10 protein-coding genes are annotated in these 14,768 nt (G+C 58.7%); 4 read left to right on the top strand and 6 right to left on the bottom strand.

The genetic code is table 11. The features are described from left to right. Positions 1–9 precede the first annotated feature (9 nt). Positions 10–1,473, bottom strand: coding sequence for a hypothetical protein (locus P0652_RS18295; protein ID WP_284180340.1), 1,464 nt, complete (start codon positions 1,471–1,473; stop codon positions 10–12). 1,213 nt (positions 1,474–2,686) lie between these two features. Continuing rightward, complete coding sequence (locus tag P0652_RS18290) at positions 2,687–3,403, bottom strand: helix-turn-helix transcriptional regulator (RefSeq protein ID WP_284180339.1); 717 nt, start codon at positions 3,401–3,403, stop codon at positions 2,687–2,689. Between the two features lie 248 nt (positions 3,404–3,651). On the opposite strand from P0652_RS18290, the gene P0652_RS18285 reads away from it, so the two are divergent. After that, on the top strand, positions 3,652–3,846 hold the full coding sequence (locus P0652_RS18285) for a hypothetical protein (RefSeq protein ID WP_284180338.1): 195 nt from the start codon (positions 3,652–3,654) through the stop codon (positions 3,844–3,846). 228 nt (positions 3,847–4,074) lie between these two features. Here the strand turns inward: P0652_RS18285 and P0652_RS18280 are convergent, their stop codons facing one another. Continuing rightward, a complete protein-coding gene (locus P0652_RS18280) occupies positions 4,075–6,135 on the bottom strand; it encodes a putative bifunctional diguanylate cyclase/phosphodiesterase (protein WP_284180337.1) in 2,061 nt (686 codons plus the stop codon). 469 nt (positions 6,136–6,604) lie between these two features. Here P0652_RS18280 and P0652_RS18275 point away from each other — a divergent pair, with 469 nt between their 5' ends. Further along, positions 6,605–7,702, top strand: a complete 1,098-nt coding sequence (locus P0652_RS18275) for a glycosyltransferase family 2 protein (RefSeq protein ID WP_284180336.1) — start codon at positions 6,605–6,607, stop codon at positions 7,700–7,702. A 471-nt stretch (positions 7,703–8,173) separates the two neighbouring features. On the opposite strand, the gene P0652_RS18270 is transcribed toward P0652_RS18275, so the two are convergent. Both P0652_RS18270 and P0652_RS18265 read right to left on the bottom strand, forming a co-directional pair. Then, positions 8,174–9,841: a hypothetical protein gene (locus P0652_RS18270; RefSeq protein WP_284180335.1), complete on the bottom strand. Its 1,668-nt coding sequence runs from the start codon at positions 9,839–9,841 to the stop codon at positions 8,174–8,176. Positions 9,842–10,034: 193 nt separating this feature from the next. Continuing rightward, a complete protein-coding gene (locus P0652_RS18265) occupies positions 10,035–10,331 on the bottom strand; it encodes a helix-turn-helix domain-containing protein (protein ID WP_284180334.1) in 297 nt (98 codons plus the stop codon). Between the two features lie 387 nt (positions 10,332–10,718). Between P0652_RS18265 and P0652_RS18260 the strand changes: the two genes are divergently transcribed. Beyond that, positions 10,719–11,783 (top strand): FkbM family methyltransferase, encoded by a 1,065-nt coding sequence (locus P0652_RS18260; protein ID WP_284180333.1) that lies wholly within the window; start codon positions 10,719–10,721, stop codon positions 11,781–11,783. A gap of 599 nt (positions 11,784–12,382) precedes the next feature. Here the strand turns inward: P0652_RS18260 and P0652_RS18255 are convergent. After that, positions 12,383–12,607, bottom strand: coding sequence for a hypothetical protein (locus P0652_RS18255; protein WP_284180331.1), 225 nt, complete (start codon positions 12,605–12,607; stop codon positions 12,383–12,385). 201 nt (positions 12,608–12,808) lie between these two features. On the opposite strand from P0652_RS18255, the gene P0652_RS18250 reads away from it, so the two are divergent. Next, positions 12,809–14,575, top strand: coding sequence for a glycosyltransferase (locus P0652_RS18250; RefSeq protein WP_284180330.1), 1,767 nt, complete (start codon positions 12,809–12,811; stop codon positions 14,573–14,575). Positions 14,576–14,768 lie beyond the last annotated feature (193 nt).

The raw sequence follows: 14,768 nt of genomic DNA, 5'->3' as shown, positions 1-14,768 counted from the left end.
CGCGCCCCTTCATCCGATGAGCTTTTTGGCGTTGGCGAGCGCGATCAAGGGAGCGTATTTTATCTTGAACCGCAGGTAGGAGCCGTAACCGAGGATACGGTAGAGCCGGGCGGGACTTTGATGGGGGATGAGCCGCCAGACGAGCAAGTCACGCAACATGCCCGGTGTCATGCCTGGCGCGAGATCAGCAAGCACGAGGGCCATGCGGGCCTGGGCTGAGGCTTGCTGCGCACGCGGCCCGAGCAGGCCATCGAGCAAGGATTTCGGCATGCGGCCATATTCGGCAAAAAAGAGCGCACAGAAGGCGTTAAGGGCCTGATCGACCTCGCCGAGCGCCAGAACGTTGGGCAGGGTCCTTGTGCGCTCGGTCATGTCAGGGCTTATCGTGGGTTTGATCGAAGGTGACCCGTCATCGGGATCATAGATAATGGAGAGCGCAACAAGCTGCGCAAGGCGGACCCCGCTCATCAACTGGATCAGGCAGAGGCAAGCGCCGGATGCGCGGGCAATTCTCTGGCGCGATTGGCCGTCCGTGCCGACCCCGCCGGCAGCCCGCAGCAAGCCGCCGATGAGGTTGACGAAGTTGGTATCCTCGCCGATCCGGGCCACCAGCGGCAAATTGCGCAAGTGCGATCCGCCGGCCAGCCGAGATCGATAGGCTCGGGTGAGATCCTGGATCCTTTTGATCCCGCCAAGATCCATCGGTTTAATCTTGGCCGCAAAGCGCAGGACATGTAAAAGGCTCGCGCATCGGGCGGCTGGGACATGGTCGGCTTCGAAGTCCGCACATAACGCATCAAGGGCAGCGGGTTGCCAGAAATCCGATCGGCTGACCACGGAAATCCCGGCTTGCTGGAGCCGCACCGCACAATCGTAAAGATCGAGGGTGTAGCGCGACCGGACCCTTTGCGCGAGGGTCTCGGCGGCCGAGGAACGCATGATCCCATCGATCAGCCTTTTCGTCTGACGCGGCACATTCTGGCGGCGTTGCTCCTGGAGTTCGAAGGAGGACGGGAGGATCCGCAGATCTGACCAGTATCCGATGGACGGATCATTCGCTCGGAGGGCCAGCCATGCATTGACGCATTGGGTGAAGACGGCCCGGATCGCGCGCTGGACCTCATGGGCCTGACGGCCGGGCGCGGATCCCGACAAGGCCGTCCTGCGATGCTCCCGCTCAATTTCGGCAATCAGGTCCTCGATCACCGTCATCGTAAGATCGGCGGGCGAAATCCCACGCGCGAGCAGGATCCCTATGACGAGTTCACAAGGATTGCGCCTTTGGACCGTGACCTTGTCGAGGATAACCTGCCAATCGGCCGCGAGCGGCACATCCGATGTCAGGGGCTGGCCTAGCCCGGCAAGATAGGGCCTGCAGGTCGTGACGGCATTCCGATCACTCCTTCCAGGCGCATGGAGGATCCGCTCGGCCTTGTTCTTGCTTGGTCTCCCGCGCCGATCGGGCTGTTTCATTTTGGGCGTCTTCGCGGCGAGTGGCGATGTCGAGACTGGCGATGTCGAGAGTGGCGATGTTGAGAGTGGATTGGACATAACGGGGTACTCCTTTTAAGCAACATGGATGGTTAGGCCGACATGGGATTTCCGAATCCGGCGAATCCTTGTGTCGTGAAAAGGTTAGATGAAAAACGGCGACAGGAGAATCCCATTGCTGGAAGAGAAAAACCTTCGGTTTTAAGTGTCGTTCAGATCAAAAAAATGATGCCTTTATCAATCTCTTGTTTGGTTAACGGACAAACGAATCGTCAGCTGCATGAAATTTTTTTTGAGACCTTTTGATGCCGGAATGGCTGAGCGATGCCGTTAACCAATCGCACGCCGACCCAAGCGGGAAGGCTCCCGCAACGCGGTCTTCGTCGCTGAATTCAAGGTGTCAGCACGTCCCTGGCAGGGGTGTTGGATTGGGTCGTGATCAGCGGAACGAAAGCGGATTTCGGATCATCGAGCCGACGCCTCCGGCGATACCGATCGCGCGAGCAGCGCCCCGAGGATGGGAAATGCCTTGGTCTTCCCTCGGCCCGCGATGGTCTCCGACACCAGATTGTCCAGCCTGTCCGGTCTGACGCGCTGACGCCAGCAGGTCATCGACGGACGGCCGAACGGTAGGGTGTGGCGGAAGTGTTCCACCCCGTATGAAGCCGCAATATCCGGTTTCTCCACCGACGCCAGAGCCGGACAAGGTCGGTCTAAAGCGGAATTCGAACTAAATGAATCCGGTCGTCCACCCTCATTTTTTGTTTTTGACGCATTTTCTGCGATCAATCGGTATCCACGTCATTGGAACATGCTCGAGGTCACGGCACCGTTCTGCGGGAAAGCGTCGGCTATCTCCGGCGAGTGGTCCAATTCTGACATTTGCATCCCAGCTGGGGAGATTACGAAGCAAATGTCAAAATCAAGAAGACCGCGAGCAACTCGATGTTTTTTATGGATTTTTCGAATTCTTCATTCGACCCGACGTTCGCCTCGCGCGGGGCCCGAATGGAAAAATTCAATCCACGAGGAAGGCTGTCCTGAAAGCCTTCGGATCGCCAAGCCGGGTGAAGGGTACGTCGTTGGGGAGCGCCTCAACGGCCTTGGTCCCTTGACGTCACCCTTGAACCTGTATCAGGGCCGTCGCGATCTGGTTCATTTTGAGCCATAAACGCCCCGGGTTAATCGAGCCGGGTTAACCGAGGAACCTGACCACCAGCGCGACAAGGTCACTCTGCCGGGTGACCCCGAGGCGCAGGAAAAGGTCCTTGATATGGGTCCGGATGGTCGATGGACTAACCCCCGATTGTTCCGCGATGGTTTCGACGCGGCCTCCCCTGGCGAGGGCTTCGGCAATTTCGGCCTGACGCCGCGTCAGACCGAGCGCTTGTTGTAGCCGCTCGGTCTGGGGACTTGCGGGCAATCCCAGTTCCTTGAGCGTGACAAGAACACAGCCTCGGGCAAGAGGATTGTCGATCAGCGTTATCAGAGGCACCACATTCGCCATCAGGCTTGAGGCGCCACGCCTTTCGATCAAGATCGGAGCCCCATCTTTGGAAAGCTTGTCCAAAAGGGCATTCTGAATCGCGCGCTCGAGGCGCTCGCAGGCGCGACGGGGCCCCAGGAAGCGCCCCTGGCGGATCTGAAAATCCGACCCCAGAAGCGCCTCGGCCATCGGATTGACCTCGACGATCCGCCCCAGGCGATCAACCAGGATCGCCCCGATCCGCAGCGCTTCGAGCGTCTCGGTCGCCCCCGCAATCCGGGCCGCAGCGATTTCTTCGCCAAGGGTGGCCATCTCGGTCGTCTGCGGCCCGGAAAGTCGGCAGGCATCCTGCTTATCGGGGGACAGTGCCCCCGCTTCGGCGCCTTGCTCGACTGTCAGGCTTTGGACGTCCGCGCGAAGCCGCATGGGATCACACCGAACCCAAGAAAACAGAATCGACCGCGGTGCCCACGTCAGAAGGAATGCCTGTCAGCGTCTTCAGCCGGGATAGCGTTTGGATTGGTCGATACGCCCTTTTCCAACGGGATTGGAAATCGGCGATCGCATGCATTCGGAAGCGATCAACTTTTCTCAAAACAGGTCTTGGCCCGTTTGCCGAGCGATGTTGAAAAAAGATGGGAAGGTGTCCGCTCGAGAACCGGGAGGATAATCCATTGTTCGGATCGGTGCGTCCTGGCGACCTGACCCACAGCGATCGGTCAAGCTTCTGGATCAATCGCTGCATGAACGAATGCCTGCTCAACTTTGAAAAAACCCGCACGCCCTTGCCCGCTCAATACCAAACGCCGGTTAAGAAGTTTGGCAATCTCTATGTGAACCTATTGAAACTGACGAATAAAAATCAATAAAAGTTCGTCCCTGCCATTTGTTTTTTGACGTCCTTCTGTGAGTTTTTTCACAGACGAATTTCATTATGCTGATATGGCCGCGGTCTCGGGCCAGCGTACAAGAAAACGAAACGCATTCGCTATCCTCACTTTCACAGAGGTTGCGTAGGATAGTCCGGGGGTCAAGTATCGACCGCGGGTTTTCAGGAATGCGGGGGCGTTCAGCGCCTCAGCTCGCACCCTTATGGCTCAGGCGGCGATCACGCTTCTTGAGCCAGAACCGTCTGAGCGCTCGGTGTGCTCGGCAGAGCCCACCAGTTTTGTGGCATCCTCTTGTATCATTGGACGGCCGAGCAAATAACCCTGCCCCTGGTGACAGCCGAGCTCCTTGAGGAAGCGCAGGTCTTCGAGCGTCTCGACCCCTTCCCCGGTCACGTCCATCGAAAATTGACGCGCCAGCTCCATGATGGTGTGCAAGGTCGCTGCCTTGGCACCGCGCATGATTTCGGCCCCCTGGACGAGGCTACGGTCGAGCTTGATCTTATTGAAGGGGAATTTCCAGAAATAGCTGATCCCGGAATATCCAGCACCGAAATCATCGATCACGATCCGGATGCCCTGCTCCTGGAGCCGCCTGAGGTCGGCCATGACCTGCTCGTTCTGGTCAAGCAGGATGCCTTCGGTGATTTCAAGTTCAAGCCGGCCAGGGGCAAGCCCGCTGGCTTTCAGGGTTTGCTCGACAAGATCGGTCAGCCGGCGATTGGCCGTCATCTGTGCAGGCGAGATATTGACGGCAAGCCGGACTGGCACCGGCCAGCTTGCGGCGAGGGTGCAGGCCTTGCGCATCACGATTTCGCCAACCTTGTTGATCTGGTGATTATCCTCTGCGATCGGGATGAAGAGCGCTGGCGAAATCATGCCCCCCTCCGGATCGGCAAGGCGCGCGAGGGCCTCGAAGCCAACGAGCCTTCCCCTCTGGATGTCCCAGATCGGCTGGAAATGCACGTCGAGTGTCTCGCTCTCGATGGCTTCAGCCAGGATGGCTTCAATCCTCTTCGCCTTTCTCTGGGCTTCGTCGAGGTCAAGGCTATATAGGGCATAGCGGCCGCGACCGCTGGTTTTGGCCTTGTAGAGCGCAAGATCGGCGCGGCGGATCCACGCTTCGGCATTGTCGGGACGTGGCTCGGCCTTGGCAATGCCGATGCTGGCCGAGAGCCCAAGCACTTGCCCCTGACAAGGCTTCGGCCGGCCGAGCGCCTTGAGGATGCGGCCAGCGAGCGATTCAGGATCGCCCCGGTTCAGTGCGACCACGAACTCATCACCACCGAGCCGGGCGATCAGGCCATCCTTGCCAATTTCCTCGGTTAGGGTCGATGCGACCCGGCAGATCATGGCATCGCCGATTTCGTGACCGAACTCATCATTGATCTGCTTGAAGTGATCGAGATCAACAAAAAGGATCGATTTCAGCCTGATATCCGGCATGTTGATCGCTGCCCCGAGCTTCTTGTGGAATGCGTTCCGGTTCAGCGCGCCCGTCAGGGCATCGTGATGGGCAAGGAAGATCAGTTCGTGATGAGCCTTCTCCTTGGCGAGTTCCCTTCGCCGCACCGCACCCATTGCAATCAGCAAGAGCATGGTCGTCAGAAGACAAGTGCCCCAAAGCCAGGCCTGAATAAGGCGCGCACGGTCACGGGCCTCGACGAAAGCCGGACCGACCTTCGTCGTCACCGTAATGATGCCGCGCACATCGCCCTGCCGCCAGGTCCGGATCGGTGAATCCCGATGTTCATTATGACATTGGACACAGGTCCGGCTCGAGAGCCGGTCGGCTATAGCCATGCGGTAGCGGGCATCGAGTCCCACGCCTTCCTGCACGGCGACGACCTCGTCAGGATGATCCCGGAACTGCTGCCAAGCTTTGTTGAGAAAGCTATCCATGGGCGAACGCGACTGCCCTGGCCAGGGGAACGGGCTGACGATCTTCACCTCGATGTCGCGGCCGGACATGCGTCTGGTGATGTCCCGGATGAACTCGATCGGGAGCGGGATATGCGTTGGCTCTGCGCCCCGCATGGCGGAACGCGGGTTCTGGCCGGGCTGGCCTTTGGCAACGGTCTCGGCATAGGTATCGCGGATGTCCTTGATTTGGCTGAGCGTCTCCCGGGATGTGAGATCGATGAATTCGAGTGTAGCCTGCTCCACCATCCGCGGAATTTGTACATTCATGAAAAAGGCGCCGGTCCAGATCGCGAGAATGGCCAATATTGCGATCCGTGAAAGCGCGTGCTGGGCATGGAAACGCACCACGCTCCCGACCTCGTGAAAAAAGCCAGCGATGCTTTGTCTCAATGACAATGGCCTGCTCCTGATGGTGCCGAGGGTGGACCATCCGGGTTCAGGATTGGTTTCGCCTGCGCCTGATCGCATCGCCGGCGCGCAAAAACCCTCGATCGTGTCTAATTGATCGTAACGAAGGACGCGTCACAGTCGCGGCGCTTCGCATATCGAAGCCTTTTCCGGGCCAGTCGGATGGTTCAATTTTGTGACTGCACGGGCAAGAAGGCCAGTCGAGAGAGGCATTGTTGACGCAAGAAAAAGGAAAGGCGAAGGAAGGCACCTTCGTCTGAAGGATTTCGACCCGATGCCCCTGCCGATCCCTTCGTTCCTCTCAAGATGGTTGCGGGCGTCCTTTCCCCGGCATCGCACGGATCGGTCAAATCAATCCCCTTTGGCTGGAAGGAGGGTCCCCCCCGACATCGGACCGATTTCACCCAAGGTGACAGTTTTGATCCCGACCTTTAACCGGCCGGCCATGCTGGAACGGGCCCTCAAGAGCGTGATCGAAAGCGGGTGCAGCGGCCTCGTCATCCGCGTATTTGACAATGGGAGCACCGACGAGGCCAAGGCGGTCATTGATCGGTTGAAGAAATCCGATGTTCCGATCCATTATCAAAAAAACCCGGTCAACATCGGGCCGATCGCCAATTTCCAGCAGGCACTCGGATGCGTTGATACCGATTATTTTGTGCCGCTTGCTGATGATGACTGGGTATACCCGGATTTTATTCCCAAGGCCCTGGCCATGCTCGAAGCAGATCGAGCGCTTGGGGCAGCGATTTATGTGACCGAAGCGCGAGATTGCGGGGGCAAACTGCTCGAGACCTATCCGCAAGTGCCCGATCAACGGCGCTTTGGCCGGCTCGAGCCGGCCGAGCATATGGAGGATTGGCTTCGCTTTGGCCATTATGCCTGGAGTTCGATTCTTTGGCGTCGTTCGGTGCTCGAGACGGTCGGTGCGCCTTACCTTCATGCCGGCTTGCCGAGTGATGTGGATTTCCAGCTCCGGGTCTTCGCGCGGTTTCCCATTTTTCGGGTCAACCAGCCTGGCGCGGGTTATCTCATCCATGAAGGGCAGGGCGGCGCTGCCCTTTCTGCATCCCACCTTGCCGATTGGGCCCGGATTTTTCTGGCGCTGGATCGACATGTGGAAATTCAGGAATTATTTCCTCGTTCCAAATATGCAGCATTGCGAAAAATCGCCCTGACGCGCTATCGCCCGCTCTGGCGGCGAGGGTCGCCGGAAACAGCGACCGAAAGCCTTGAGGATCTCGCAGTTTTGGCAGGCATCTGTCTCGACGATTGGGAGTATGCGCTGGAGCTATTGCAAAGGGCGCAAGAAGGTCAATGTCGGTCAGGGCCCGATCTGGGCTTTGCTCGGCCACCCCATTGGAACAGGGCAAATCCGAGTGATCCGGCCGATGCCCTGGATCTATGCAACGAAAGCTCTGGCTCAGAACATTGCGAGGCCCGGCTTGATGCGGCGATCCTCGGCCATCTTCGGGCGCATTTTCTTTCAAGGCTTAAAGTCCCGTGACCGGGTCTTGGCTCTCGCTGACTTTCCTAGGGCGACCTCCTTGCCTTCCGACGCATTTTACACAACCCAGTCGATCCTTGGCGGCCCAGGCTTGCGCGCCCTCCAAGATCCGGTTGGAGGAGAGCGATCCGGGTGGAAGGGCCCGATGAACCGAAGTTTGTTCATGCATGCAAAATTCGGGTTGCCGCCTGAGCGCGCTCCCGGCGCCTTCGATGTCTTTGGGGCAGAGTTGGTCCCCCTGGTCCTTGGCCTAAGGCTGAAACGTTTAAAGGGCTTGGGCGGAGTAAAGGGCTTGGGCGAAGGTCCGAGGGCGAGGGCGCAGGGGCGGGCGGCGAATGAGCCGGTTTGTGCCAGAAGACGAATTAAAACTGGCCAAGACATCTGTCGCTGAACCAGATCTGGCAGCGTGTTTCTCACATGGAGCCCGGATCAAGATGAATTCACCCGAGCGCAATCAAGGGTATTCCGGCCTCAACTGAGCGTCGGCAGGTCGGTCAAAACCCCGATAAGGCTCAGTGTCGAGCCATCATCGAGGGCCCAGGAGAGCACCCCAAACCCTTCATCGCCGTAGCGCGCTTCATCCCGTTCGAAAAGCACAACGTTTCCGTCCACCATGAGCAGGTCTACCGTCGGCGAGTTCTTGAGGAAAGCCTGGACCAGGGGTTCCATCCGCATGTCATACCGGTCCAGTTGGCTCGCAAGATCTTTCATGGACCGATTGCTTGCCCCGGTATCCTCGTGAGTGTTCAAGGAGCCGGTCTTGTCCTGGTCTATTGCGGCCTTGGCATCGAGCTCAATCGGAACATGTTCGTCCACAACGTCGCTCTCGATCGGGTGATGGATTTCCTGAAAGAAGGAAACGCCTTGACCCTCCCCTTGATCGACGTGCCCGAAGACCTCGCTGACGCGGCTGACAAGATAGCGCAGGCCATATCCGCTCTGAACCACCAGGTCCTGCTGATCTTCAAGTGCCTTGATTGGCAATTCTAGCTGAAGCGCCTGGGCTTCCTGAAGGACAAAGCTGAGGGCTGATGAGATGGCGCCCGTCTCGGCTTCAAGATCGGCGCTGTCTGACGCATTGAGCCTTTCATTGGGTGGCGCGGCTTTGGGATTGTCTGTCGAGGCCGAGCGATCGGAGGGATGCAATGAAAGGTTGCGGCTGGAAACATCGACCAGGTTTGCAACGCCGTTGTTATCCTGGGGCAGGGGCGTGTCGCCGGACTTTGCGCCAGGGCCGGCGGGGAAGATTTCAGCGCTCCTCGGGTCTTGAGAATCCCGGCCAATAGCCGAGGCGGTGGTCTCCAGCCGCTCGGTGAAAAACGCCGCGCCTTCCCCTTGATCCCCTGGCCGGCCTGCAAATTGAGGTCCAACTTCAGCCCTGCGGACCACCGCATCATGAGCCTCGTCCAACGTCAGGAGGACCGGCGCCAGGCGTTCAGCAACAATGCGTTCTTCGATCGGGGTGTCGTTCAGGATCCAGTTGTCGACAAGGCCAAGAATGGCGTGATCGGAAACCCAATCGAACGTTGCGGCCATGGTCATGATCGAAAGGATCAGGACAAGATGCCTTGATTGGGGATGATCGTCTCCCCCTTCGATCTTCGCCGGAGGCTCGGCTTCCAGCCCGGATGAAACAAAGGCCAATCCCTCTGTGCCACCGGTTTCGATGGGGTGGCCTTCGGCATCAAGAGCATCGCTATCCATCGTGTTGGCTACCGCGTCCTGGGGCTGGATCCAGAAAAAGGCGGTTGCAACAATGGCAGCAAGAAGGGCAGAGGGATGAACGAAAAGGCGGGAGCGGGACGGGGATGGTGGCAGAGCCATCAATGTCGGATTTTGTCCGGCAAACCGGTTGATGAGCTGACGGAAATCCTGCCCGCGCAGGGTTTCCGGAAAAGTGTCAGATGCAATAAGGTAATCATGACCGATCCGGGCAAAATGGATCACCACATCGCCGTCAGGGGCTCGGCAGAAAACAAACCAAGGATCACCTTCGTCCGTCTGTCCTCGGTCGGAAAAGATCCGCAAGCCTGCCTGGGTCAATGCGGCCTCGACCCGGTAGAATTCAGCCAATTCCTGGTTGGTCCAATCTCTCGAACCAATCTTGCGGGATTGAAACAGGGCAACCGGCTGGGCCACGAACAACTCTTAAGAAAGCGATGATGTTATCAGGGACAGGGCTATCCGATTGACACCATTCTGACAAGGCTCGCAAGTCTGACAAGGCTCGCAAGTGGTGAGGATTGATCAGCGAGGTCAGCCTTCTTTGTCTACTGCGATGTCGAAGGCCCCAAACCAAAGGCGCGACGCCAATGGCTCCGGATCGGGAAACTCACTCGCCAAAAAGGATTTCGAAAGTCACAGGGTCATAATAGGCCATCAACTGCCGCACAAAGACCTTGGTATCGATCTCGAGTGCCTCGGCCCAGAGCCTATACCGATCGGGAGGAATGCGGCCGCGCCCTGTCTCAAGCTGCGAGATAAACGTGTAATATTCACAGTCAGTTCGCTCGGCAAGCTGCCGTTGCGACAGGCCTTTGGCCTCGCGGAGTTCACGAAGCCAGCGTCCGGCTTCTTTGCGAAGTTCCTGGACTTCCTCCAGCGATCGCTTTTGCGCGTTGGTATACATCTTCAGAACTCCCAAACGACTCGATCGTTGCCTCAGCTTTGACCGTTACCAATCGGTCTGGATTGCACGTCAGTCTGGCTGGCAGGCAAATCCCCCAAATTGGGGTATAAAATTTCAATACCATAGGCGTTGAAAAAAGGCAAAGGCGGAATTGGGGGTAAAGAGGCTCGCAGTAGACGGGGCTCGGGGCGGCCAGGCTTGCCGTCCGAGCCCCTTCGCCTTCGATCAGTCGTATCCGAGTCCAATCGATCTCGAGCACCGTCGTGCCCCGGTCGCACTTGGCCTGACGGCGAGTTGACAAAGTCTCAGCCTTTGGCAAGAGGCAACGCGCGTGCTGGCGGGATTGATCGGTGTCAGTCCGGGCCAGATCAGAGGAGCAACGGGTCGGTGGATCAGGAACGCGACGATCAGTTTACGACGGTATTGGCGCAGCAAGCATACCGATTGGTTTTGGGCCGCCCGGTAGAGGCTGCTCATCTCCATGCGATGATCGAGGCCAAGCCGGATGGATTGAGCCTGCTGGGTCACTTGCTCCGGTCTGAAGAGTTCCTCCTGGATCGCGCCCAGCGTTTGGGCTCAGTCATTGTTCCTTCCCGCGCCGATCTTGATCTCATCCGATCGATCCCTCGCTATATGGGGCCAGGCGAGCCCGGTTTTGTCCGCGACTTTCTTGGCATTCGCACCGATGTCCGGTTCGTCAATGCGATTGTTGGGCTTTCGGGTGCTGTGGAAGGCTATCCAATTCCCCATGGCAATTTTCATGGTGACCTCGACGAGTGGTGTGGTCTCATCGATGCTATGGAACATGTTTCCGGGTCTCTGGTTGCAATGGAATTGGGGATGGGCTGGGGCCCCTGGCTGGTTGCAGCAGCCACAATTGCCAGGAAGCGCGGGATCGAGGCGATCCGCCTCGTGGGAGTTGAAGCATCGCAGGACCATCTCGACTTCGCTCATGCGCATTGTGCAAATAACGGCATTGACCGCGAAATGACTCGTCTGATCCATGCCGCGATTACCTCTGCGGATGGGGCAGTAGAATTCCCTGTCGCGGATGATCCGGCCGAAGACTGGGGCATGGCTGCGTTCCGACAGGGCGAATCGACAGGTCACGATTACCGCGGCCATCTCGTCCGACAAACCGAGATCGTGACAGGTCTTTCGATCGCAACGCTCCTTGCCGAGGAAACGCGCGTTGACCTTCTGCATGTCGATATCCAGGGCCATGAAGCGGAGTGTATCGGGGCCGCCATCGAACCAATCTCGGAGAAAGTTGCGAGCCTGATCGTGGGGACCCATGGCCGGGCGATTGAGGACGCTCTGATGAGCTGCCTTGGGGATGCTGGATGGAAACTCGTTCGGGAGAAGCCGTGTCAGTTCCGCCTCGATGACGGGCGGCCAACGTTGCTCGTCGATGGCTGCCAGGTCTGGAAAAATCCCCGGCTTCGCGCTTGATCCCCCTGCTCGCGGAAAGATATAATTCCCTTGCGCGCGGCAATCACGGTCAGATCCGGCGCGCAAGAGCTACCGTGTCATCAGAAAAAAGGGCGAGGCCTTCTCCTCGTCAGTGCCCGTATCGCCCTCTTCGACGCCTTGTGCATCTCGTTACCCCATCCGCAACGTCGCCTTTTTCGTGATCTCCTCGTCCATCGTATGGAGTTGACGCGATGGCGCCTCACCAGCACAGATGGAAAGGGGCGCAAACGGACCGAAGGGGCCCAAGAACCGGGCCCAAGAGCCGGGCCCAAAAACCGGATTAATGAGAAGATCAGGAGAACGGCGTGGGTCAACGAGCGACACTTCTGGCGTTGCTTGGACGCTTTCAGCGCGCCTGGCAGCTTGCCGGCGCGCTCGGGGAAGACCGTGACGCCGCTCAGGACTATCTGGTCAGTGTCGATGATTGGGGCGGGAAGGAGATCCGGGGCTGGGCGATCGACAAGAGGGCACCGGATCGGCCGGTCCGCCTCTGCCTTCTGCACCGTGGGACATGCGTATGGTCAGGCCGTGCCGACAATTTCCGCGCCGATCTCAAAGCGGTTGGCCTGAGCGCCGGATCAAACGGGTTTACGATCCCCCGCCCAGACCTTGTGGTCGATTTCGTGGCGGCAACTCCGGAACACCTTGCGCTTTGTGTTGATCGCCCGGGAATGCCGGTCCTTGCAGCCCTTGATCTCTCGGCAGTCCATCAGGATTTCCAGGCGCTTTATCAGCGTCATTTTGCCAAATCGCTTGATCGAGAAATGTCGCTCGATGGCGAAACGGCTGCTTTCGAGCGGCATCCGGCCTCAGCGCTGCTTGGCAAGCTTTTCTTGCGTGATCCTTACTTGTCTGATGATCAAGGCTCCAGACCCGGCTTTTCTCAAGATCAGTGGCCTGCGCTTCCGAGCGCCTACAGTGCCTTCTTGCGCCAGACCCGTTTGTCCCCGGAACTTCGCGCGCGAACCGGAGCTGGCGCCCCCCCCGATCGGCTTCTTGCCAACTTGCTTGCTTATGCCGAGCGCGAGCCGGTGGCGCCGCTGCCGTTTTCTGCCGACGAGATTGCATATCTGAATGCTTGCGTCTTCCTGGGCGACGCACCCTTTCCGCTCTCGCGCGCCACCACCTATTTCCTGGCAACCCCCGATCCGACCCGTCCAACGCTCGATCTGACACGCGCCGAAAGCCATGAGGCCCTGGTTGCCTGGTGGGCATTCAGCAAGCTCCCGCGGCTCAAGGCGGAGGATTTCCTCATTCCCGATGCCTATCGGCGGGTCCTGATGCGGGATGTCCGGCCAGGCGCGCACCCGGTTCTTTCGATGCCGGCTTTCATGCGGTACCTTTGGGCGAATGAACCCCATTGGCAGACGTTGCTGGCCTTTCCCGAAGGCGCCCTACCGCTTCTTTATGCTCGGGTCCTTCTTCAAAGTCTTGAGCGTCCCTTTCTTCTCCAGCTTCTCCCCATCGCAGCGCGTGAGCATGTCCTCGCTGACTGGGAAGCCCGAACGCAGCCAAACTCCGTTTGCCCTTTTCCCGGGCGCGACAAGATCGAGTTGTGCCTTAACGCCGTCGGTGTTTCGCTTGATGACCCGCGCTCACGGCATTTCTCGAAAGAGGGGCATCGCGCCCGCGCTTTTGCGCTGCAGGTTCCGCATGATGAACCGCTCGATTGCCAGGTGATTGGCCCCCTTGATCGCGCATCGGGGCTTGGCCAATCCGCGCGGCTCTTGCTCGAGGGCTTAGCCAGTTTGCCGATGAAGGTTGCAGGATATCCGTTTGTCCTTGGGAATCCCCAGCCTGCTGGCGCCCAGCATCCCCACGCTCTCGATCGTCCGCGCCCCGCCCGGACCCATATCTTCCATCTCAATCCCGATCAGCTCCCGCTCGCCCTGACCCAGATGCCGGACATGTTCGAGGGGGCACGCAAAGTCGGCATGTTCTACTGGGAGCTCGACAGGCCTGCCCCCGGTGATCAACTCGCCCTGAGTTTGGTGGACGAGATCTGGGTAGCTACCGAGTTCTGTGCCTCGATCTATCGGGATCTTGGCAAGCCGGTCCATGTCGTCGGATTGCCGATCCCCGAACCCTCGCCGCTTGGTGAGGAAGAAAGGCGCCGTCTTGTCCGGCCATACCTTCCGGAAGAGCCGGGCATTCGAACCATCCTCGCCATGTATGATTCGCTGTCCTGGATCGAGCGCAAGAACCCCCGCATGGCTGTCGATGTTTTCCGGCGCGCTTTCCCGGGCCGGGCGAATGTGCGGCTTGTCCTGAAAACCCATAATCTCGAGCGCATTGCCGATCCTCGCCAGCGCCAGATCTGGGCCAATGTCCAGGAACAGGCTCTGAATGATCCAAGAATTATCATTATTGACCAGACGATGGCACCCGATGCCCTTGGCGCCCTGATTGCGTCGGCCGATGTCTTTCTCTCACTTCATCGATCCGAGGGTCTTGGGCTGGGGCTCATTGAGGCGATGCAGCGCAACGTCCCTGTCGTTGCGACCGACTATTCCGGTAATCGGGATTTCTGCCTCCCTGATTCGAGCTGGCCTGTTGCCTATGACTTGGTTCCCGTCAGCCCTGGGGATTATGCCTATGCTGATGGGCGATCGCGCTGGGCCGAACCTTCCGCTGACCATGCGGTTGAGCAATTGCGAAGCGCGCTTGACGGGGACGAGCGAGATGTCCGGGTTGCACGTGCAAGGCGCCATCTTGTTGAAAAATGGAGCCTTCATGCCTTCGCAGCCCGGGTCTCCCGCCTGTTGGCCTGAAGGAGAGTTGGGCCTTTCCCAACCCGCTCTGTGCTTTGCGTGTAACAAAGTGCCCGTCTTCGCCTATCGAATAGGCATTGGCTCGAACGGCTCTTGTGGGGGTATTGAATTTACTGTATGGCTAATTTCATCACCCCTAATCAAGGGTTGAGAAGGCCGGCAGAACGGTGTAACAGCCGGTCCTGCTACACGT

The organism is Rhabdaerophilum sp. SD176 (genome assembly GCF_030143245.1).
In the GTDB taxonomy this organism is placed as follows: domain Bacteria; phylum Pseudomonadota; class Alphaproteobacteria; order Rhizobiales; family Beijerinckiaceae; genus Rhabdaerophilum.
The sequence above is the reverse complement of the archived record's forward strand: the minus strand, read 5'-3'. Positions and strand labels throughout refer to the sequence as shown.

Coding starts and splice junctions, on each gene's coding strand:
- P0652_RS18265 (WP_284180334.1), bottom strand. CDS start 10,331: ATGTATACCAACGCGCAAAAGCGATCGCTGGAGGAAGTCCAGGAACTT.
- P0652_RS18295 (WP_284180340.1), bottom strand. CDS start 1,473: ATGAAACAGCCCGATCGGCGCGGGAGACCAAGCAAGAACAAGGCCGAG.
- P0652_RS18290 (WP_284180339.1), bottom strand. CDS start 3,403: ATGCGGCTTCGCGCGGACGTCCAAAGCCTGACAGTCGAGCAAGGCGCC.
- P0652_RS18255 (WP_284180331.1), bottom strand. CDS start 12,607: ATGCCGCTCGAAAGCAGCCGTTTCGCCATCGAGCGACATTTCTCGATC.